A 20,129-nucleotide genomic window follows, 5' to 3' on the forward strand; every position below is an offset into this window, starting at 1 on the left:
GATGTTATTCCATTCTTCCCTACGCAAGGAGCTGTCCCGCAGCTTCGGAGCGACCCTCGTGGTACTGGTCACCATCGTGATGACCATGATGCTCATCCGCACCCTCGGGCTCGCGTCCAAGGGCAGTGTGAACCCGCAGGAGGTGTTCCTGGTCATGACCTACACGGTGCTCGGCTACATGCCGACCATCCTGAGTCTGAGCCTGTTCATCGCCATCGTCGGCACCCTCTCGCGCATGTACCGCGACAGCGAGATGGTCATCTGGTTCTCCAGCGGGCGCGGCCTGGCCGACTTCGTCAAGCCGCTGTTCCGCTTCGCCTGGCCGGTGCTGATCCTGATCGCCGTGATGGCGCTGGTGGGCTGGCCCTGGGCCAACTCGCAGACCATCGGCATGCGCAAGCAGTACGAGCAGCGCAGCGACATCGAGCGCGTGGCGCCGGGTGAGTTCCGCGAATCCGCCGGCCGGGTGCGCGTGTTCTTCATCGACAAGGAGACGCCGGACAACTCCAAGGCCACCAACGTCTTCATCTGGTCGATCGAGCGCAACATGCAGATCACCACCTCGGCGCGCAGTGGCAGCATCGAGAACATCGGCGATTCGCGCTACCTGCTGCTCAACAACGGCCAGCGGCTCGAGCAGCCGATGGCGGCCACCGGCCTGAAGATCAGCGAGTTCAAGACCTACGGCACCCGCGCCGGCGGCAACTCCGGCCTGGTCAACGACGCGACGCCGCCGCGCGCGCGCACGACGCTGTCCCTGCTGACCGACGCCGGCGCCCCCAGCCGTGGCGAACTGGCCTGGCGCATCGGCATGCTGCTGGCGGCCGTCAACTTCGTGCTGCTGGCGCTGAACGTGTCCAGCGCCAACCCGCGCGTCGGCCGCAGCGGCAACCTGCTGCTCGCGCTGTTCGCGTTCGTCGTCTACTACAACATGCTCAACCTGGGTCAGAGCTGGATCAGCTCAGGCAAGTACGGCATGGGCGGCTTCATGCTGATGCTGCACGGCGGCGTGCTGCTGATCAACCTGGCATGGCTCGGCGCTCGCCAGAACAACTGGGGCCGGCGGATCAGGTCGAACCCGTCGACTCGCGCCGTGTCGCCCACACCCAAGATCGAACCCACGTGAAAACGATAAGACGCCTGATCTACGTCGAGGTGCTCAAGGCCGTCGCGTTCGTGACGCTCGGCTTCCTGTGCCTCTTCTTCTTCTTCGACTTCGTCGACGAACTGCAGTCCATCGGCAAGCCCGACAGCCTGAACTACGGGCCCGCGCAGGCGCTGGTCTACGTGACCCTGCTGGTCCCGAGCCATCTCTACGAACTGCTGCCGATCACCGTGCTGATCGGCTCGATCTTCGTCATGGCCCGGCTGGCGCAGAGCTCCGAATACACCATCCTGCGCACCAGCGGGCTGGGCCCCTGGCGCGCGCTGCGCACCCTGCTGCTGCTGGGCATCGGCTTCGTGGTGCTGACCTTCGCCATCGGCGACTACGTGGCGCCGGCTTCCGAGCGCACGGGCCAGCTGCTCAAGGCCAGGTACCAGGGCACCTACTCGCTGGCCGGCAACACGGGTGCCTGGCTCAAGGAAAAGCGGGACAACGCCTCCTACGCCGTGAACGTGCTGGCCATCGACCGCAAGGGCGCGCTGAAGAACCCACGCATCTTCGAGTTCGACGACAACGGCTACATCAAGACCCAGATCGTCGCCGCCTCGGCCACCATCGGCAACGACGGCCACTGGCTGCTCACCGACGTTGCCGAGCAGAAGTACGACACCCGCAGCTCGGCGGAGCAGGCGCACATCGTCACCACCAAGATCCCGCAGGTGAACTGGCCGACCTCGCTGACCGGGGAAATGGTGTCGGTCGCGCTGCTTCGCCCCGACCGGATGAGCACTATCGACCTGTTCGACTACATCCGCCACCTCGACGCCAACGGCCAGACCGCGCAGCGCTACGAGATCGAGTTCTGGCGCAAGGTGTTCTACCCGCTGTCGTGCCTGGTGATGGTGGTGCTCGCCCTGCCCTTCGCCTACCTGCACTTCCGCCAGGCCGGCATCACCACCTACGTGTTCGGCGGCGTGATGATCGGCATCAGTTTCTTCCTGCTGAACAACGTGTTCGGCTACCTGGGCAATCTCAGCAACTGGTCGCCCTGGCTCACGGCGGCGGCACCCGGGATGATCTATTCGGTGATGTCGCTCACGGCCTTCAGCTGGCTCGTGCTGCGACGATGACGCGGGGCATCGTCCTGCTGGCGCACGGCTCGCGCGACGAGCGTTGGCGCCAGCCCATCGAGGCCGTTGCCGCGCGGGTGCTAGCCGACGAGCCCGATGCCCGCGTGGCCTGCGCCTACATGGAACTGGCCGAGCCCGACCTGCCCACGGCCGTGGCGACGCTGGTTGCCGACGGCGCCACCGCCATCCGCGTCGTTCCTCTCTTCCTGGGAATGGGCAAGCACGCCCGCGAAGACCTGCCGCACCAACTCGATGCGCTGCGCCAGCGCTGGCCCGCCATCGGCTTCACGCTTGCCCGGATCGTGGGTGAAGAGCCCGAACTGGTCGATCTCCTGGCAAGGATTGCGGTCAAATCCTGAACATCCGGCAATTTCAATAGATTCTGAAGGCATAATGAATTCCGCAATAAGACGGAATTTGATATGAATCTGCATCAGTTCAAGTTTGTTCAGGAAGCCGTGCGGCGCAACCTGAACCTCACCGAGGCGGCCAAGGCGCTGCACACCTCGCAGCCCGGTGTATCCAAGGCCATCATCGAACTCGAGGAAGAACTGGGCGTCGAGATCTTCGCGCGCCACGGCAAGCGGCTGAAGCGCGTCACCGAGCCGGGCCAGCACGTCATCGCCAGCATCGAGCTCATCATGCGCGAGGTGGGCAACCTCAAGCGCATCGGCGAGCAGTTCAGCGCCCAGGACAGCGGCACCCTCTCCATCGCCACCACCCACACCCAGGCGCGCTACGTGCTGCCGGTGCCGGTGGCCAACCTGCGCGAAGCCTACCCCAAGGTCAACGTGAGCCTGCACCAGGGCTCGCCCGACCAGGTGGCACGCATGGTGATCGACGAAATCGCTGAGATCGGCATCGCCACCGAGTCGCTCGACGGCTACGCCGAGCTGGTGACCCTGCCCTGCTACGAATGGCAGCACGTGCTGGTGCTCCCCAAGGACCACCCGCTGGCCTCCAAGGAGCGCATCTCGCTGGAAGACCTGGCGAGCGAGCCGATCATCACGTACCACCCGTCGTTCACCGGCCGCACGCGCATCGACCACGCGTTCGCGCAGAAGAAGCTCACGCCGCGCATCGCGCTCGAAGCCATCGACTCGGACGTGATCAAGACCTACGTGCGCCTCGGGCTGGGCGTGGGCATCGTGGCCGAAATGGCTGTGCGCGACGAGTCGAATGCCGACCTCGTGGTGCGCCCGATGGGCCATGTGTTCGGCCAGAATATCGCGCGGGTCGCGTTCAAGCGCAGCGCCTATCTGCGCAACTTCGTCTTCAAGTTCGCGGAGCTGCTCTCCGACCGCCTCGACCGCAACCTGATCGCCAAGGCCTTGAGCGGCCACCAACAAGACTACGAGCTGTAAACAGGATCACCCCCAGGCTTCGCGCACTTCGTGTCGCTTCGCCACCCCCTCCCGGGGGCAACACCTGCGGCCCGGCAAAGCCGGTTCCGCGGTGTTTCTGGAAGAGGCAGCGACGAGCAAGTGGCATGCGGAACAACAGTTGAAGAAATCACAAACATCATGAGCACGCCACCACGCACACCCGAAGTCGGCACCAAGCTGCCGGCCGTCGGCACCACCATCTTCACCGTGATGTCGGCGCTGGCCGCCGAGAAGAACGCGGTCAACCTGGGCCAGGGCTTCCCCGATTTCAACTGCGACCCGAAGCTGCTCGAGGACGTGACGGCCGCGATGGCGGCAGGCCACAACCAGTACCCGCCGATGCCGGGCATTCCGGCGCTGCGCGAAGCCATCTCGGCCAAGATCTCGGCGCAGTACGGCCATGACTACAGCCCGGCCACGGAGATCACCGTCACAGCCGGCGCCACGCAGGCGATCATCACGGCCATCCTCGCGGTGGTGCGTCCGGGCGACGAGGTGATCGTGCTCGAGCCCTGCTACGACAGCTACGTGCCCAACATCGAGCTGGCCGGCGGCAGCGTGGTGCGGGTGCCGCTGGTGCCGGGCACTTTCCGCCCCGATTTCGACAAGATCGCCGCCGCGCTCACGACTCGCACGCGCGCCATCATCATCAACACGCCGCACAACCCGAGTGCCACGGTCTGGACCGAAGCCGAGATGCGGCGGCTCGAGGAGCTGCTCGCGCCCACCGACGTGTTCGTCATCAGCGACGAGGTCTACGAGCACATGGTGTTCGACGCCGCCCGCCACGAGAGCGTGGCGCGCTTCCCGGGCCTGGCCGCGCGCAGCTTCATCGTCAGCAGCTTCGGCAAGACCTATCACGTCACCGGCTGGAAGGTCGGCTACGTGGCCGCGCCGGCCCCGCTGATGGCCGAGTTCCGCAAGGTGCACCAGTTCAACGTGTTCACCGTGAACACGCCGATGCAGCACGCGCTCGCGCAATACATGGCCGAGCCGAAGCCCTACCTCGAGCTGCCGGCCTTCTACCAGCGCAAGCGCGACCTGTTCGCCGCGGGCCTGGCCGAGAAGACCCGCTTCAGGCTGCTGCGCAGCGAGGGCAGCTACTTCCAGTGCGTCGACATCTCGGAGGTGAGCGACCTGTCCGAGGCCGAGTTCTGCCTGTGGCTCACGCGCGAGATCGGCGTGGCCGCCATTCCGCTGTCGGCCTTCTACGGCAACGGCTTCGACCAGCGGGTGGTGCGCTTCTGCTTCGCCAAGAAGGACGAGACGCTGCTGGCCGCGCTGGACCGCCTGGCGCGGCTCTGAGGGCCGCACGCTCGGCAACCGGATGGCCATCACGATGAACAGGCCGCGCCGGGTGCTTCTTGCACTGGCGCTCTCGTTCGTCGTGGCGGGCATGCTCTCGCCCATCGTGCCGTCGATGGCCGGCAAGCCGTACTCGGTGATCGACGTGGTCCACAGCCTGCTCATCGGAGCCCTCTGCTACACGTGGTGCCGGGCAGACGGCCTGGAGCGCGGCGTGCTGCCGCCAGGACGCTCGGCGCTGCTGGCCGGCCTGTTCCCGCCGCTGGGGGTGCCCCTCTATTTCTTCCGTACCCGGCCCATCGCCAGGGCGTTCGTCGCGACCCTTGGCGCGATCGGCTTCCTGGTCGTGTGCACCGTGCTGTCCGGCCTCTGCGCCATCGCCACCGCCGCACTGTTCGGGAAGCCCCTGCCCGAATGAAGAATCCGGTCACGATCCTGAGGCTCGTTTTCGGTGCAGTGGCCGTGGTGTTGTGCGGCGTCGCCTGGCTGCTGCACCACAACACGACTTCCTTCATCGCATCAGCAAGCCGCACGCAGGGTGAGGTGATGCGGCTGCTCTACGTGGAAAGCTCGAAGCGCAACGAATCGGGCACCTGGAAGCCGCTGGTGCGCTTCAAGGCGCCGTCGGGCGAGATCATCGAGTTCGTGCCCTCGAGCAGCAGCAGCCCGCCTTCCTACGAAGTGGGCGAGACGGTGAACGTCTTCTTCGACCCGGAGAACCCGCAGGACGCCCGTCTCGACGGCTTCTTCTCGCTGTGGGGCGGCGCGACCATCACGGGCGGCCTGGGCCTTGTTTTCCTGCTGGTGACGGCGGGGCTGCTGTTCGTGCCTGCGAGCGCACCGGCAAAGCGCCGACGCCCACGGTAGGACGTTGCCTGACCACCGGAGGGGCTACCCTCCGGCCTCCCACGCGACACGACAGGGCGAGCATGAAAGCTCATCACAACAACGCCCAGGAGACAAACATGTCGCTCTCGTTCATTCTGCTGATCGTCCTGATCCTGCTGCTGATCGGCGCATTGCCAAGCTGGGGCTACAGCCGCGCGTGGGGCTACGGGCCCAGTGGCGGCCTTGGCCTGGTCGTGCTGATCGTGGTGATCCTCGTGCTCATGGGGCGCATATAGGCCTTGCGGCCATCGCGCCCCGAACACGAAAAAGGAAAAGCCCGCGCGAGCGGGCTTTTCTTCGTCCGGCAAACCCGTCGTCAGGCCTGCAGCTGCGTCCAGGCCTTGTCGAGCCGCTTCACGCTCACAGGCTGCGGCGTGCGCAACTCCTGCGCGAAGAAGCTCACGCGCAACTCCTCCAGCAGCCAGCGGAATTCGAGCATGCGTTCGTCCACCACGCCCTTGCGCTCGGCCACCAGCCGCCAGTAGCGCTGGTCCTGCGGCTTCAGCTCGGCCAACTTGCCGGCGTCGCGCGCCGGGTCCGCGCGCAGCTTGTCGAGCCGCAGCACGATCGCCTTCAGATACCGCGCGAAATGCTGCAGCTGCGTCCACGGCGCCTCGGCGATGAAGCGCTTGCCGACGAGGCGCTGAAGCTGCTGCGCGGCATCCTGCACGGCGTCGGGCTGGATCTTGGTGTCCTTGATCTTGCGCGCGGCCGCGGCGTACTCGACGAGGATGGCCGACGCGAGCCGCGCCACCTCGTTGGCGATCAGCGTGAGGCGGCCACGGCCCTCCTCCAGCCGACGCTTGAACGCGAACTCGTCGGTCGGCAGCGGCTCCTGCAGGAAGGCCCGGTCGATCGCCACGTCGATGATCTGGGCGCGCAGCTCCTCCGAGGTACCCAGCGGCATGTAGGCCACCGACATCTTCTGCAGGTCGGGGATATTCTTCTCGAGATACTTGAGCGCGTCCTTGAGCTGCAGCGCGAACAGGCGGCGCAGCCCGGCCCGATGCTTCGCGGCGGCCACGGCGGGCTCGTCGAACACCTCGATGGTCACGGCGTCGCCTTCGTCGCGCAGTGCCGGGAAACCGATCAGCGACTGCGATCCGCGACGCACTTCCATCAACTCGGGCAGCTCGCCGAAGGTCCAGGCCGTGTAGCGCTGGCCGGCCGGCAGCGCGGCGGGTGCGGGTGCATCCGCCGCCTTCGAGGACTGCTTCGGGCGGTCATCCGGCGCAGCGCCGGCTGCCTTCTTCTCCGGCGACGCCTTGACGTTCAGCCCCGCCAGCGCCTGGAAGGCCCCTCGAGCCTGCGCACCCAGCTCGGCCTTCAGCGCACCGAGGTTGCGCCCCATGCCCAGCTGCCGGCCATGCTCGTCGATCACGCGCAGATTCATGAACAGGTGCGGCGCCAGCATGTCGAGCTTGAAGTCGGCGCGCTTGACGTCGATGCTGGTCATGTCGCGCACGCGCTTGAGCAGCACGTCGGTCAGCGAGCCGGTGCCGAACAGTTCGGGCACGGACAGCTCTTCCGCCAGCTTCGAGGCCGACTCGGGCAGCGGCACCAGCCGCGAACGCGGGCGCTGCGGCAGGCTCTTGAGCAGCGCCTGGATCTTGTCCTTGAGCATGCCCGTCACCAGCCACTCGCAGCGCTCCTCGCTCACCTGGTTGAGCACGAAGAGCGGCACGCTGACGGTGAGGCCGTCCTTCGCGTCGCCGGGCTCGTGCAGGTAGCTCGCAGCGCAATCGACGCCGCCGAGCCGCAGCGTCGGCGGAAACGACTGCGTGGTGATACCCGCCGCCTGGTGGCGCATGAGCTCGTCGCGCGTCAGGAACAGCAGGCGCGGCTGCTCCTTCGACGCCTGGCGGTACCAGTTCTCGAAGCTGGTGCCGCTGGCCACGTCGGCGGGCAGCTGTGCGTCGTAGAAGGCGAAGATCAGCTCGTCGTCGACCAGCACGTCCTGCCGGCGCGACTTGTGCTCCAGCCCCTCGACCTCGCGCACCAGCTTGCGGTTGGCCTGAAGGAACGGGAACCGGCATTCCCACTGGCCGCCGACCAGCGCCTCGCGGATGAAGATCTCGCGCGCGGCAACGGGGTCTACGCGCGTGAAGTCGACGCGCCGGCCGCTGTACACCACGAGCCCGTAGAGCGTCGCGCGCTCCAGCGCCGAGACCTGCGCGCCCTTCTTCTCCCAGTGCGGATCGAGCAGCTGCTTCTTCAGCAGGTGCCCCGCCACCTGTTCGAGCCACTGCGGCTCGATGTTGGCGATGCCGCGCCCGAAGAGCCGCGTGGTCTCGACCAGCTCGGCCGCAACGATCCAGCGCCCGGGCTTCTTCTTCAGATGCGCGCCGGGGTGCCGGTAGAACTTGATGCCGCGGGCACCGAGGTAGGCCTCGTCGTCCTCCAGCTTCCAGCCGATGTTGCCCAGCAGGCCCGACAGCATCGACATGTGCAGCGCCTCGTAGCCAGCCGGCTCGGCGTTGATGCGCCACTTGTGCTCGGTGACCACGGTGAGCAGCTGCGAATGGATGTCGCGCCATTCGCGCACGCGGCGGATGTTGATGAAGTTCTGCCGCAGCAGCTGCTCGTACTGCCGGTTGCTGAGCTTGTGGGTGTCGCCATGGCCGCCGCGCGCGTCGGCGATCCACTTCCACAGCCGCAGGTAGCCGCTGAACTCGCTCTTCTCGTCGTCGAACTTCGAGTGCGCCTGGTCGGCCTGCTGCTGCGCGTCCATCGGGCGGTCGCGCACGTCCTGCACGCTGAGGGCCGAGGCGATGATGAGCACTTCTTCGAGCGCGCTGCGCGAGCGGGCTTCGAGAATCATTCGGCCCACGCGCGGATCCAGCGGCAGCTTCGACAGCTCGGCGCCGGTGTGCGTGAGCTCGTTGGCGTCGTCGACCGCACCCAGTTCGTTGAGCAGCTGGTAGCCGTCGGCAATCGCTCGCGGCGACGGCGCCTCCAGGAACGGGAAGCGCGCCACGTCGCCCAGGCGCAGCGACTTCATGCGCAGGATCACGCCCGCCAGCGAGGAGCGAAGGATCTCGGGGTCGGTGAAGCGCGGGCGGCCCTCGAAGTCCTTCTCGTCGTAGAGCCGGATGCAGATGCCGTTCGCCACCCGGCCGCAGCGGCCCGCGCGCTGGTTGGCGGCCGCCTGGCTGATCGGCTCGACCAGCAGCTGCTCGACCTTGCTGCGAAAGCTGTAGCGCTTGACGCGCGCCGTGCCCGTATCGATCACGTAGCGGATGCCCGGCACCGTGAGCGAGGTCTCGGCCACGTTGGTTGCGAGCACGATGCGGCGGCCCGTGTGGCCGTCGAAGATGCGGTCCTGCTCGGGGCCCGACAGCCGCGCGAACAGCGGCAGCACTTCGGCGCTGCGCAGCAGCGGCTGGTGGCTCAGGTGGCGGCGCAGATGGTCGGCCGCCTCGCGGATCTCGCGCTCGCCGGGCAGGAAGACGAGGATGTCGCCCGCGTTGTGCGGATCGCGCCAGAGCTCGTCGACCGCGTCGGCGATGGCGTCGTTCAGGTCGTGCTCGCGCGATTCCTCGAAGGGCCGGTAACGCTGCTCCACCGGGTAGGTGCGGCCCGAGACGAAGATGGTGGGCGCCGGGCCTTTCGCCGAGGCGAAGTGCTGCGCGAAGCGGTCGGCGTCGATGGTGGCCGAGGTGACGATGACTTTCAGGTCAGGCCTGCGCGGCAGGATCTCGCGCAGGTAGCCCAGCAGGAAGTCGATGTTCAGCGAGCGCTCGTGGGCCTCGTCGATGATGAGCGTGTCGTAGGCCTTCAGCAGCGGATCGGTCTGCGTCTCGGCCAGCAGGATGCCGTCGGTCATCAGCTTGACGGAGGCGTCGCGCGACAGGCGGTCCTGGAAGCGCACCTTGAAGCCGACCACGTCGCCCAGCGGCGTCTTCAGCTCTTCGGCGATGCGCTTGGCCACCGAGCTCGCGGCGATGCGGCGCGGCTGCGTGTGGCCGATGAGCCGGCCCTTGCCCGGCTCGGCATTGAGCTTGCCGCGGCCCAGCGCGAGGGCGATCTTCGGCAGTTGCGTGGTCTTGCCCGAGCCCGTCTCTCCGCAGACGATCACGACCTGGTGCGCCGAGATGGCGGCCATGATCTCGTCGCGCCTGCTCGATACAGGAAGCGATTCGGGAAATTCGATGCGAAGTGGTGTGGTGGTCGTCAAGGCAAAACAGTCGTCGGGCCGGCGCGGCGGGCAAACCGTCGATTATCGGCGCGCACCGCGCCTGTTGCACGGCATCCACATCGCGCGGTTTCGTTGCAACACGATCCGTAAATAGTCTTTACTCAATTGCAAACCGCCACTACGATCGCGTCCATGTCCTATCGCCTTGCCCCCATCACCTTGCGCCGTCGCTGCGCAAGCCGTGCGCCCAGTGCGCACGGGCGGGTCAAGTTGCCTCGTCCTGCCTGACCGAAGCTTCGCGCACGTTCGCGCGCTTCGGACACAGAAGCGCCGCAACCGACACCCACAGCGTCCCGAAAGCCGACTCCTTCATGCCGAAGGAGCGGCCGCCTTTCCGTACCTGTGTACCTGTATGAACGGCTCCAGGAGCCGAAGAAAAAGAAAAACCAGATCATGTCCAAAGACATCCGCTCCCAACTGCATGCCGAGCTCGCCGAGCGCACTCGCCATCTGCAAACCGTCGCCGAAGCACTGAAGACCGAGCTCTTCGGCATCGACGACATCATCGATCGCGTGATCGATTCGCTTCGCGCCTGGTATGTGCTGCCGCAGCTCATCAGCCGCCCCGTCATCGTCTGCCTCTGGGGTCTCACCGGCACCGGCAAGACGCAGCTGGTGCGCAGGCTCGCGCAGCATCTGGGCTTCTACGACCGCTTCATCGAAGTGCAGATGGACGGCTTCAGCCATGGCTCGGGCTATCACAGCGGCGGCTCCATCTCGGCCATGCTGGCCGAGTCGGGCATTGCCGAAGGCATGCCCGGCATCCTGGTGCTCGACGAGTTCCAGCGCTTCCGCACGGTGGAAGGCAACGGCAGCGACGCCAAGGTCGAGCGCTACCAGGACGTGTGGGCGCTGCTGTCCGACGGCCGCCTGCCGCCCGCGCTCTCGATGCTCGGCGAGATCGAGTCCTCGCTCGCGTACGCCGAGTACACGCAGGACCGCGACGGCACCGAAAAGAAAAAGGAAGACAAGAAGCGCAAGCTGCACCTGTCGCCCTGGGAGGCGCGCGAGGTGAAGCGCTGCCTGAAGCTCTCCGAGACGCTGCTGCAGATCATGGCGTGGAAGCCCGCCGAGGTGCACGCGCGCCTGCGCGCCTTCCGCGACACCCAGCAGAGCTGGGAAACCGACTACAGCAAGCTGCTGGTGTTCGTCTCGGGCAACCTCGACGAGATGTACGCCGAGACGGCCCAGCGCGTCGAGGACTGCGACACCGACGCCGACATCTTCCACGAGCTGACGAAGAAGCTCTCGGTCATCGACGTGAAGAAGGCGCTGGCCGAACGCTTCCGCCCCGAGCAGATCGCCCGCCTGGGCAACAACCACGTGATCTACCCCTCGTTCAACCGCGCGACCTACGTGCGCCTGATCCTGTCGATCTGCGACCGCTACGTGGCCGAGATCCAGGAAAGCTCCGGCGTGCGCTTCGTGCTGGACGCGAGCGTGTACGAGCAGATCTACGCCAACGCCGTGTTTCCGGCGCAGGGCACGCGTCCGCTGTTCTCGTCGATCCACGCAATCCTGAGCGCCACGCTGGTCAACGCCGCGCTGTGGGCGCTGGAGCAAGGCGCCAACGGCAGCGAACCCGTGTGGCTCACGCTGGACGCGGGCGTGTCGGCCATCACCGCGAAGTACCGCAAGGCGCGCCGCCAGTTTCCGGTCACGCTGGAGCTGAACCGCCTCAAGCAGCGCTCGAGCGAGGACTTCCGCGCCCTGCTCGCCGTGCACGAGGCCGGTCACGGCGTGGTGTACGGCCTGCTCTTCGCCCGCGCGCCGCAGGAGATCAAGATCAACGTGGCCTCGTTCGAGGGCGGCTACAACAGCTACGAGCAGCGCAAGGCCTGGTCGAGGGAGAACCTGCGCGACCACATCTGCGTGAGCCTCGCGGGCCGCGCCGCCGAGCAGCTGGTGTTCGGCGAGCAGGCCTGCACCACGGGCGCCACGCAGGACTTCATGCAGGCGACCGCCCAGGCCGCGCAGTACGTGCGCCACTTCGCCTTCGGCACGCGCCTGAGCCGCACCGACGTGGCGAACGACCCGAACGACAACGTCAACACCGACATCGCCGCGACCACCCCCGAGATCGAGGCGCTGCTGGAGCAGGAGCACGCCCGCGCGCTCGCGCTGCTGGACGCCCATACGCCGGCGCTGATGGCGGTGGTCGACGCGCTGCTGCGCCACGGTTCGATCGCCCCATCGGAGCTGGCCGGGATGCTCGGGCTGCCGGACCCGGTGTCCGGTGCCGGCGGCGCGGCCACGGACGCCTACGCGGCGCTGCTGGCGAGCTTCCGCGCCGATCGTGTCGGCCTGCCGCCGCCTTCGCCGCCCGGCGGCGGTGGCGGCGCCATCCCGGCGAGCGCGGCCCGCGTGCTGCGCGCGATCGCCTGATTCGGCCCGGTCGGGCCGGGTCAGGCAAATGGCTTTTCATGAATGCACAATCACGCCCCATGTCCACCGTCTTCAATTTCACCTTCGTGCCCTGGTTCCGCTCGGTCGCGCCTTACATCCATACGCACCGCGGTAAGACTTTCGTGGTCGGGCTCGCGGGCGAGGCGATCGCGGCGGGCAAGCTGCAGAACATCGCGCAGGACCTGGCGCTGATCCAGAGCATGGGCGTGAAGATCGTGCTGGTGCATGGCTTCAGGCCGCAGGTCAACGAGCAGCTCGCGGCCAAGGGGCACGAGGCGAAGTATTCGCACGGCATCCGCATCACCGACGAGGTGGCGCTCGACTCCGCCCAGGAAGCCGCCGGCCAGCTGCGCTACGAGATCGAGGCCGCTTTCAGCCAGGGCCTGCCCAACACGCCGATGGCGGGCTCCACGGTCCGGGTGATCTCGGGCAACTTCATCACCGCGCGCCCGGTGGGCGTGGTCGACGGGGTGGACTTCAAGCATTCGGGCCTGGTGCGCAAGGTGGACGCGGCCGGCATCCGCCGCACGCTGGATTTCGGCGCAATGGTGCTGATGTCGCCCTTCGGCTTCTCGCCCACCGGCGAAGCCTTCAACCTGACGATGGAAGAAGTCGCCACCAGCGTCGCCATCTCGCTGCAGGCCGACAAGCTGATCTTCCTGACCGAGATTCCGGGTATCCGCATTGACAGCGAGCTGCCCGAGAGCGACGACAACCCGATCGACACCGAGCTGCCGCTGGACGCCGCCGAGAAGCTGCTGGCCTCTCTGCCGCCGCCGCAGAAGCCGACGGACACCGCCTTCTATCTGCAGCACTGCGTGAAGGCCTGCAAGGCCGGCGTGGAGCGCAACCACATCCTGCCATTTGCCCTCGATGGCTCGCTGCTGCTGGAGGTGTACGTGCACGACGGCGTCGGCACGATGGTGATCGACGAGAAGCTCGAGAGCCTGCGCGAGGCCTCGGTGGACGACATCGGCGGCATCCTGCAGCTGATCGAGCCCTTCGAGCGCGACGGCACGCTGGTCAAGCGCGACCGCACCGAGATCGAGCGCGACATCCACCAGTACACGGTGGTCGAGCACGACGGCGTGATCTTCGGCTGCGCGGCGCTCTACCCGTACCCCGAGGCGCGCACCGCCGAGATGGCCGCGCTCACGGTGTCGCCGCAATCGCAGTCGCAGGGCGACGGCGAGCGCATCCTCAAGCACATCGAGCACCGCGCCAAGGCCATGGGCCTGGAAAGCATCTTCGTGCTCACCACGCGCACCATGCACTGGTTCCTCAAGCGCGGCTTCCAGCAGGTCAACCCCGACTGGCTGCCCGAGGCGCGCAAGCGCAAGTACAACTGGGACCGCAAGAGCCTGGTGCTGGTCAAGAAGATCTAATTCCAGCCCTCGTCCCCCGTAGGAACACACAAGGAGACTGCCCCGATGACGCTCGCAACCGCCCTGCTCTTCGCCATCGTGGCTTTCGCCGCCATCGCCACGCCCGGCCCCACGGTGCTGCTGGCACTGAGCAACGGCTCCCGGCACGGCGTGCGGCGAGCGCTGCCGGGCATGCTGGGCGCGGTGCTGTCCGACTTCGTGCTGGTAGGCGCCGTGGCCCTGGGCCTGGGAGCGCTGCTGGCGGCGTCGGAATTCTGGTTCTCGATGCTGAAGTGGGTCGGCGCGGTGTACCTCGCCTGGCTGGGCCTGCGGATGCTGCGCTCCAAGGGCGGCTTCCACCTGCCGGCGGCGGACGCGGCGCCTTCGGTCTCGGCGGGCGAGAGCCGGCGCATCTTCTTCAAGTCCTTCCTGGTGGCGGTGACCAACCCCAAGGGCTACATCTTCTGCTCGGCGCTGCTGCCGCAGTTCATCGACCCATCGGCCGCACAGGCGCCGCAGTACATCGTCATCGCCCTGATATTCGCGGCGCTAGACATGGCCGTGATGCTGGCCTACGCCTTCGTGGGCGCCCGGGCGATCCGGCTGCTGACCGTGTCGGCCACGCGCTGGATCGACCGCGCCTGCGGCGGCATGCTGCTGGCGCTGGCCGGCTCGCTGGCTTTCTATCGCCGCAGCGCGACCTGACGGCGCCCCGCCCCAGCCCCCTGCAGCCGGCCTCCGCGAGTAGCCGCTTCGCCGGGAGCGGTAAGACCTGTCACCGATAATCCCGGCCATGAATCCCCTGCTTTCCCGGTTGCAACCCTACCCCTTCGAGCGGCTGAAGCAGCTGTTCGCGGGCGTCACGCCCAGCCCCGAGTTCCCGGCCATCAGCCTGGGCATCGGCGAACCCAAGCACGCCACGCCGGGCTTCATCAAGGACGCGCTGAGCGCCAGCCTCGGCGCCCTGGCCGCCTACCCCGCCACCGCCGGCGACCTGAAGTTGCGCACCGCCTTCACCGGCTGGCTCAAGACCCGCTACAGCCTCGCCCTCGACCCGGCCACGCAGGTGCTGCCCGTCAACGGCTCCCGCGAGGCGCTGTTCTCGCTGGCCCAGACGGTGGTCGACCCGACCGCCTCGCCGCAGCCGGTGGTGCTGTCCCCCAATCCGTTCTATCAGATCTACGAGGGCGCGGCCCTGCTCGCCGGTGCCGAGCCGTACTACGTGCCCAGCGTGCCCGCGCGCAACTTCGCGGTCGACTGGGACAGCGTGCCCGAGGAGGTCTGGGCCCGCACGCAGCTGGTTTTCGTGTGCTCGCCGGGCAACCCGACCGGCGCCGTGATGGCGCTGGACGAGTGGAAGAAGCTCTTCGCGCTTTCCGACCGCCATGGCTTCGTGATCGCTGCAGACGAGTGCTACAGCGAGATCTACTTCCGCGACGAGCCCCCGCTCAGCGGCCTCGAGGCCTCGGTCAAGCTCGGCCGGCCCGACTTCCGCAACCTGATCGCGCTGACCTCGCTGTCCAAGCGCAGCAACGTGCCCGGCCTGCGCAGCGGCTTCGTGGCGGGCGACGCGGCCATCATCAAGAAATTCCTGCTCTACCGCACCTACCACGGCAGCGCCATGAGCGGCGCCGTGGCCGCGGCCAGCATCGCGGCCTGGGGCGACGAGTCGCACGTGGTCGACAACCGCGCCCAGTACCGCGCCAAGTTCGCGGCCGTCACGCCGCTGCTGGAGCCGGTGCTCGACGTGCGGCTGCCCGACGCCAGCTTCTACCTCTGGGCCGGCGTGCCCGAAGTGTGGGCTGGCGACGACGAAGCCTTCGCCCGGGAGCTCTACGCTCAATACAATGTGACGGTTTTGCCGGGGAGCTATCTGGCGCGCGAGACGACGTACGGCGCGCACAGCACGAATCCCGGCCGTGGCCGCATCCGCATGGCGCTTGTGGCCGAAACGGCCGAATGCGTGGAGGCCGCAGAGCGCATCGTCCGCTTCTGCAAGGACGCCCGCCGCTGATCCGCTTCGCTTTCCTGCTCCCATTTTTCACCCGAGACTCTCCATGACCCAGCAACTGCAACAAATCATCGACGCCGCGTGGGAAGACCGCGCCAACATCTCGGTCGCCGCCTCGTCGGCCGAAGTGCGCGACGCCGTCGAGCACGTCATCACCGAACTCAACAACGGCAAGCTGCGCGTGGCCACCCGCGAAGGCGTGGGCAAGTGGACCGTGCACCAGTGGATCAAGAAGGCCGTGCTGCTGTCGTTCCGCCTGAAGGACAACGAGCAGATCCAGGCCGGCTCGCTCGGCTTCTACGACAAGGTGCCGACCAAGTTCTCGCACCTGTCGGCCAACGAACTGAAGGACTCGGGCGTGCGCATCGTGCCGCCGGCCGTGGCCCGCCGCGGCAGCTTCATCGCCAAGGGCGCGATCCTGATGCCCTCGTACGTGAACATCGGCGCCTATGTGGGCGAAGGCTCCATGGTCGACACCTGGGCCACCGTGGGTTCGTGCGCGCAGGTCGGTGCCAACGTGCACCTGTCGGGCGGCGTGGGCCTCGGCGGCGTGCTGGAGCCCCTGCAGGCCAACCCGACCATCATCGAGGACAACTGCTTCATCGGCGCGCGCTCCGAAGTGGTCGAAGGCGTGATCGTCGAAGAGAACTCCGTGCTCGGCATGGGCGTGTACATCGGCCAGAGCACCCCGATCTTCAACCGCGACACCGGCGAGATCTCGTACGGCCGCGTGCCGACCGGCAGCGTGGTCATCAGCGGCAACCTGCCCAAGAAGACCAAGTCGGGCCAGGACTACAGCACCTACGCCGCGATCATCGTGAAGACGGTCGACGCGCAGACCCGCTCGAAGACCAGCCTGAACGACCTCCTGCGCGACTGATAACTCCCCGCCGGCCCCTCTTCCGGGGCCGGTTTTCTTCAGAGTCCCAGAGAAAACAACAGCACCCGAGGAGAGAGACCGATGAACATGATGGAACGGCTTCTTCGTCTGATGGCCGAGCGCAAGGCATCCGACATCTATCTCTCTGCCCACTCTCCGGTGCTGATCCGCATCAACGGCATCTGCCTGCCCGTCAACGCGCAGGTGCTGCCGCCCACGGCGCCCCTGGCGCTGCTGTCCGAGGTGGTGCCCGCCGCGCGCATCCAGGAACTGGAGAGCACGGGCGAACTGAACATGGCCGTCCACATCGAGGACGCCGGCAACTACCGCGTGAGCGCCATGCGCCAGCGCGGCACCTATGCGGTGGTGGTGCGGCACATCGCCTCCACGATTCCCAGCTTCGACGAGCTGAACCTCCCGGACATCCTGAAGACGCTCATCATGGAGCGACGCGGGCTGATCCTCATGGTCGGCGCCACCGGCGCTGGCAAGACCACCACGCTGGCCTCGATGCTCGACTACCGCAACGAGCACGCCAGCGGCCACATCCTCACGGTCGAGGAGCCGATCGAGTTCACCTACACCAACAAGAAGTCGGTGGTGAACCAGCGCGACGTGGGCAGCGACACCACCTCGCTGCAGACGGCGCTGAAGAACGCGCTGCGCCAGGCACCCGACGTGATCCAGATCGGCGAAATCCGCGACCGCGACACCATGTCCGCCGCCATCGCCTATGCGCAGTCGGGCCACCTGTGCGTGGCCACGCTGCACGCCAACAACAGCTACCGCGCGCTGAACCGCATCCTGAGCTTCTACCCCGTCGAGGTGCGCCCCACGCTGCTGGGCGACCTGGGCGGCGCGCTGCGCGCCATCGTGTCGCAGCGCCTGCTGCGCACGCCGGTGGGCGGGCGCGTGCCGGCGCTGGAAGTCATGCTCAACACCGCTCTGGTGGCCGAGCTGATCGAGAAGGGCGACTTCTCCGGCGTGAAGGAGGCCATGGAGAAGTCGATGGCCGAAGGCTCGCAGACCTTCGAGGAAGACATCGCCCGCCTCATCGTCGAGGAGCGCGTGACGCGCGAAGAGGGCCTGTCGCAGGCCGACTCCCCCACCAACCTCATGTGGCGCCTGCAGAACCGCGCGGCGCCCAAGCAGCAGGTCGACGACCGCAATCTCACCGACCAGGTCGACGAACCCACTTTCACCGACATCACGCTAGACGTGAAGTTCTGAACCCAGCCTTTTCCCGATGTCCCGTACGCTCCAGCTCGCCGAACAACTCATCTCGCGCCCTTCCGTCACCCCCGACGACGCGGGCTGCCAGCAGATCCTCGGCGAGCGGCTGGCGCGACTCGGCTTCACGCTGGAGACCATCGAGAGCGGCCCGGCCGACTTCCGGGTGACCAACCTGTGGGCGGTGCGCCGACCCGCGAACGCGAAGGCCGCCACGAAGACGCTCGTGTTCGCCGGCCACACCGACGTGGTGCCCACCGGCCCCGTCGAGCAGTGGACCAGCCACCCGTTCACGCCCACGCACCGCGACGGCAAGCTATACGGCCGCGGCGCCTGCGACATGAAGACCTCGGTCGCGGCCTTCGTCACCTCCATCGAGGAGTTCCTGCAGGCGCAGCCCGAGCCGAAGCTCACGCTGGCCCTGCTGCTCACCAGCGACGAGGAAGGCCCCGGCGTCGACGGCACCGTGGTCGTCTGCAATGCGCTGGCCGCGCGCGGCGAAACCATCGACTACTGCATCGTCGGCGAGCCCACCGCGGTGGAGCGCTGCGGCGACATGATCAAGAACGGCCGCCGCGGCACCATGAGCGGCAAGCTCACGGTCAAGGGCGTGCAGGGTCACATCGCCTATCCGCACCTGGCGAAGAACCCGGTGCACGCGGTGGCGCCCGCGTTGGCCGAACTGGTGGCCATCAATGCCGCCGGCGGCTGGGACGCGGCGAGCAACCCGTACTTCCAGCCGACCAGCTGGCAGATCAGCAACTTCCACGCAGGCACCGGCGCGAGCAACGTGATTCCGGGCAGCGCGGTGATCGACTTCAACTTCCGCTTCTCGACCGAGTCCACGCCCGAGTCGCTGCAGCAGCGCGTGCATGCCGTGCTCGACGCGCACAAGGTCGACTACACGCTCGCCTGGACCATCGGCGGCCTGCCCTTCCTGACCACGCCGGGCGAGCTGGTCACTGCCGTGCAGGACGCGATCCGCGAAGAGACCGGCATCGAGACCGAGCTGTCGACCAGCGGCGGCACCAGCGACGCACGCTTCATCGCCAAGATCTGCAGGCAGGTGGTCGAGCTGGGCCCGGTGAACGCCAGCATCCACAAGATCGACGAGCACATCGACGTGGCCGAGATCGAGACGCTGAAGAACCTCTACCTGCGCACCATCAAGCGGCTCGATGCCGCGCTCGCCAGCTGATGAGCACCGTCATCGAACTCATCGAGTCGGGCGCGAAGCGGCTGGAAGAAGCCGGTGTCGCCTTCGGTCACGGCACGGCCAATGCCTTCGACGAGGCTGCCTGGCTGGTGATGTGGCGCCTGAAGCTGCCGCTGGACGACCTCGACGGCGTGGCCGACACGCCCGTCTCGCCCGCGGACGCGGGCAAGGTGAATGCGCTCATCGAGGAACGCATCGCCACGCGCAAGCCCGCCGCCTACCTCACCAAGGAAGCCTGGCTGCAGGGCGTGCCCTTCTACGTGGACGAACGCGCCATCGTGCCGCGCAGCTTCATCGCCGAGCTGATCGCCGACGGAACCATCGACTACTGGCTGGGCGAACACACGCAGCGCGTGCTCGACCTGTGCACCGGCAACGGCAGCCTCGCCGTGCTGGCGGCGCTCACGTACCCGGAAGTGACGGTGGACGCGGCCGACCTGTCGGTCGAGGCCCTCGAGGTCGCCGCCATCAACGTCACCCGCCATGAGCTGGACGCGCGCGTCAGGCTGGTCGAATCGGACGGGCTGAAGAACCTGCCCGGTCCCTACGACCTGGTGCTGTGCAATCCGCCCTACGTGAACAGCGCCAGCATGGCCGCCCTGCCGGCCGAATACCGCGCTGAGCCCGAGCTGGCGCTGGCCGGCGGCACCGACGGCATGGACTTCGTGCGCCAGCTGCTCGCCGATGCGCCCTCGCGCATGAGCGAACAGGCAGTGCTGGTGCTGGAGATCGGCAACGAGCGCGAATACTTCGAGGCGGCCTTTCCGCATCTCGAAGTCTTCTGGCTCGAGACCTCGGCGGGAGAGGACCAGGTCCTGCTGGTGACGCGCGACGCCCTGGTGGCCGGCGCCGGCGTGCGTTAGCTGCGCCCGCCCGAACCCCTTTCCGCCGCTTTCTCGCAGCCATTGGCTGCGAAACCCCATTCACCGGGCCATTTCCCGCACCTTCCCGCGCCTTCCTGCGCAATTCCCCGCGCCTTTGCCCCTTTTTCCGGGGCCCGAAGGGCCGGGC

General features: G+C 67.3%; 18 protein-coding genes. 17 read left to right on the forward strand and 1 reads right to left on the reverse strand.

The genetic code is table 11. The annotated features are described in order from the left end of the window. The first annotated feature begins 1 nt into the window (after position 1). The 8 genes from lptF (at position 2) to EJP69_RS03625 (ending at position 6,049) form a co-directional block, all read left to right on the forward strand. Entirely contained in the window at positions 2–1,126 is a 1,125-nt protein-coding gene (lptF, locus tag EJP69_RS03590; protein WP_126468748.1) for an LPS export ABC transporter permease LptF, read from the forward strand. Next, the gene (lptG, locus tag EJP69_RS03595; RefSeq protein ID WP_093195334.1) at positions 1,123–2,235 is read left to right on the forward strand and encodes an LPS export ABC transporter permease LptG; all 1,113 of its coding nucleotides are present in this window, start codon (positions 1,123–1,125) and stop codon (positions 2,233–2,235) included. The genes lptF and lptG overlap by 4 nt, the downstream gene beginning before the upstream one ends. Beyond that, positions 2,232–2,594, forward strand: coding sequence for a sirohydrochlorin chelatase (locus tag EJP69_RS03600; RefSeq protein WP_126468749.1), 363 nt, complete (start codon positions 2,232–2,234; stop codon positions 2,592–2,594). The genes lptG and EJP69_RS03600 overlap by 4 nt, the downstream gene beginning before the upstream one ends. Before the next feature lie 63 nt (positions 2,595–2,657). Beyond that, on the forward strand, positions 2,658–3,599 hold the full coding sequence (locus tag EJP69_RS03605) for a CysB family HTH-type transcriptional regulator (RefSeq protein ID WP_093195336.1): 942 nt from the start codon (positions 2,658–2,660) through the stop codon (positions 3,597–3,599). A 159-nt stretch (positions 3,600–3,758) separates the two neighbouring features. Further along, positions 3,759–4,925: a pyridoxal phosphate-dependent aminotransferase gene (locus EJP69_RS03610; RefSeq protein WP_126468750.1), complete on the forward strand. Its 1,167-nt coding sequence runs from the start codon at positions 3,759–3,761 to the stop codon at positions 4,923–4,925. 34 nt (positions 4,926–4,959) lie between these two features. Then, positions 4,960–5,343, forward strand: coding sequence for a rard protein (locus tag EJP69_RS03615; RefSeq protein WP_240652022.1), 384 nt, complete (start codon positions 4,960–4,962; stop codon positions 5,341–5,343). Beyond that, the gene (locus tag EJP69_RS03620) at positions 5,340–5,792 is read left to right on the forward strand and encodes a DUF3592 domain-containing protein (protein WP_126468752.1); all 453 of its coding nucleotides are present in this window, start codon (positions 5,340–5,342) and stop codon (positions 5,790–5,792) included. Before EJP69_RS03615 ends, EJP69_RS03620 begins: the two co-directional genes overlap by 4 nt. Before the next feature lie 98 nt (positions 5,793–5,890). Next, positions 5,891–6,049, forward strand: coding sequence for a DUF3309 family protein (locus tag EJP69_RS03625; protein ID WP_093195340.1), 159 nt, complete (start codon positions 5,891–5,893; stop codon positions 6,047–6,049). 80 nt (positions 6,050–6,129) lie between these two features. On the opposite strand, the gene hrpA is transcribed toward EJP69_RS03625, so the two are convergent. Next, positions 6,130–9,918 (reverse strand): ATP-dependent RNA helicase HrpA, encoded by a 3,789-nt coding sequence (gene hrpA / locus EJP69_RS03630; RefSeq protein ID WP_240652023.1) that lies wholly within the window; start codon positions 9,916–9,918, stop codon positions 6,130–6,132. Between hrpA and EJP69_RS29405 the strand changes: the two genes are divergently transcribed. The 9 genes from EJP69_RS29405 (at position 9,908) to prmB (ending at position 19,981) form a co-directional block, all read left to right on the forward strand. Then, on the forward strand, positions 9,908–10,105 hold the full coding sequence (locus EJP69_RS29405) for a hypothetical protein (protein WP_170217017.1): 198 nt from the start codon (positions 9,908–9,910) through the stop codon (positions 10,103–10,105). The genes hrpA and EJP69_RS29405 overlap by 11 nt on opposite strands. 299 nt (positions 10,106–10,404) lie before the next feature. After that, positions 10,405–12,396, forward strand: coding sequence for an AAA family ATPase (locus tag EJP69_RS03635; protein ID WP_126468754.1), 1,992 nt, complete (start codon positions 10,405–10,407; stop codon positions 12,394–12,396). 59 nt (positions 12,397–12,455) lie between these two features. Next, positions 12,456–13,802 (forward strand): amino-acid N-acetyltransferase, encoded by a 1,347-nt coding sequence (gene argA / locus EJP69_RS03640; protein ID WP_093195342.1) that lies wholly within the window; start codon positions 12,456–12,458, stop codon positions 13,800–13,802. A 45-nt stretch (positions 13,803–13,847) separates the two neighbouring features. Then, the gene (locus EJP69_RS03645; protein ID WP_093195343.1) at positions 13,848–14,486 is read left to right on the forward strand and encodes a LysE family translocator; all 639 of its coding nucleotides are present in this window, start codon (positions 13,848–13,850) and stop codon (positions 14,484–14,486) included. An 88-nt stretch (positions 14,487–14,574) separates the two neighbouring features. Next, positions 14,575–15,795, forward strand: coding sequence for a succinyldiaminopimelate transaminase (gene dapC / locus EJP69_RS03650; protein WP_093195344.1), 1,221 nt, complete (start codon positions 14,575–14,577; stop codon positions 15,793–15,795). 43 nt (positions 15,796–15,838) lie between these two features. Continuing rightward, the gene (dapD, locus tag EJP69_RS03655) at positions 15,839–16,672 is read left to right on the forward strand and encodes a 2,3,4,5-tetrahydropyridine-2,6-dicarboxylate N-succinyltransferase (protein WP_093302865.1); all 834 of its coding nucleotides are present in this window, start codon (positions 15,839–15,841) and stop codon (positions 16,670–16,672) included. An 81-nt stretch (positions 16,673–16,753) separates the two neighbouring features. After that, positions 16,754–17,902 carry a PilT/PilU family type 4a pilus ATPase gene (locus tag EJP69_RS03660; protein ID WP_093195346.1) on the forward strand — a complete coding sequence of 383 codons (1,149 nt, stop codon included), beginning with the start codon at positions 16,754–16,756 and terminating at the stop codon, positions 17,900–17,902. A 16-nt stretch (positions 17,903–17,918) separates the two neighbouring features. Further along, positions 17,919–19,100 carry a succinyl-diaminopimelate desuccinylase gene (gene dapE, locus EJP69_RS03665; RefSeq protein ID WP_126468755.1) on the forward strand — a complete coding sequence of 394 codons (1,182 nt, stop codon included), beginning with the start codon at positions 17,919–17,921 and terminating at the stop codon, positions 19,098–19,100. Next, positions 19,100–19,981 carry a 50S ribosomal protein L3 N(5)-glutamine methyltransferase gene (gene prmB / locus EJP69_RS03670; RefSeq protein ID WP_126468756.1) on the forward strand — a complete coding sequence of 294 codons (882 nt, stop codon included), beginning with the start codon at positions 19,100–19,102 and terminating at the stop codon, positions 19,979–19,981. The genes dapE and prmB overlap by 1 nt, the downstream gene beginning before the upstream one ends. Positions 19,982–20,129: the final 148 nt, after the last annotated feature.

The sequence above is a fragment of the Variovorax gossypii genome (assembly GCF_003965815.1).
Taxonomy (GTDB): Bacteria; Pseudomonadota; Gammaproteobacteria; order Burkholderiales; family Burkholderiaceae_C; genus Variovorax; species Variovorax gossypii.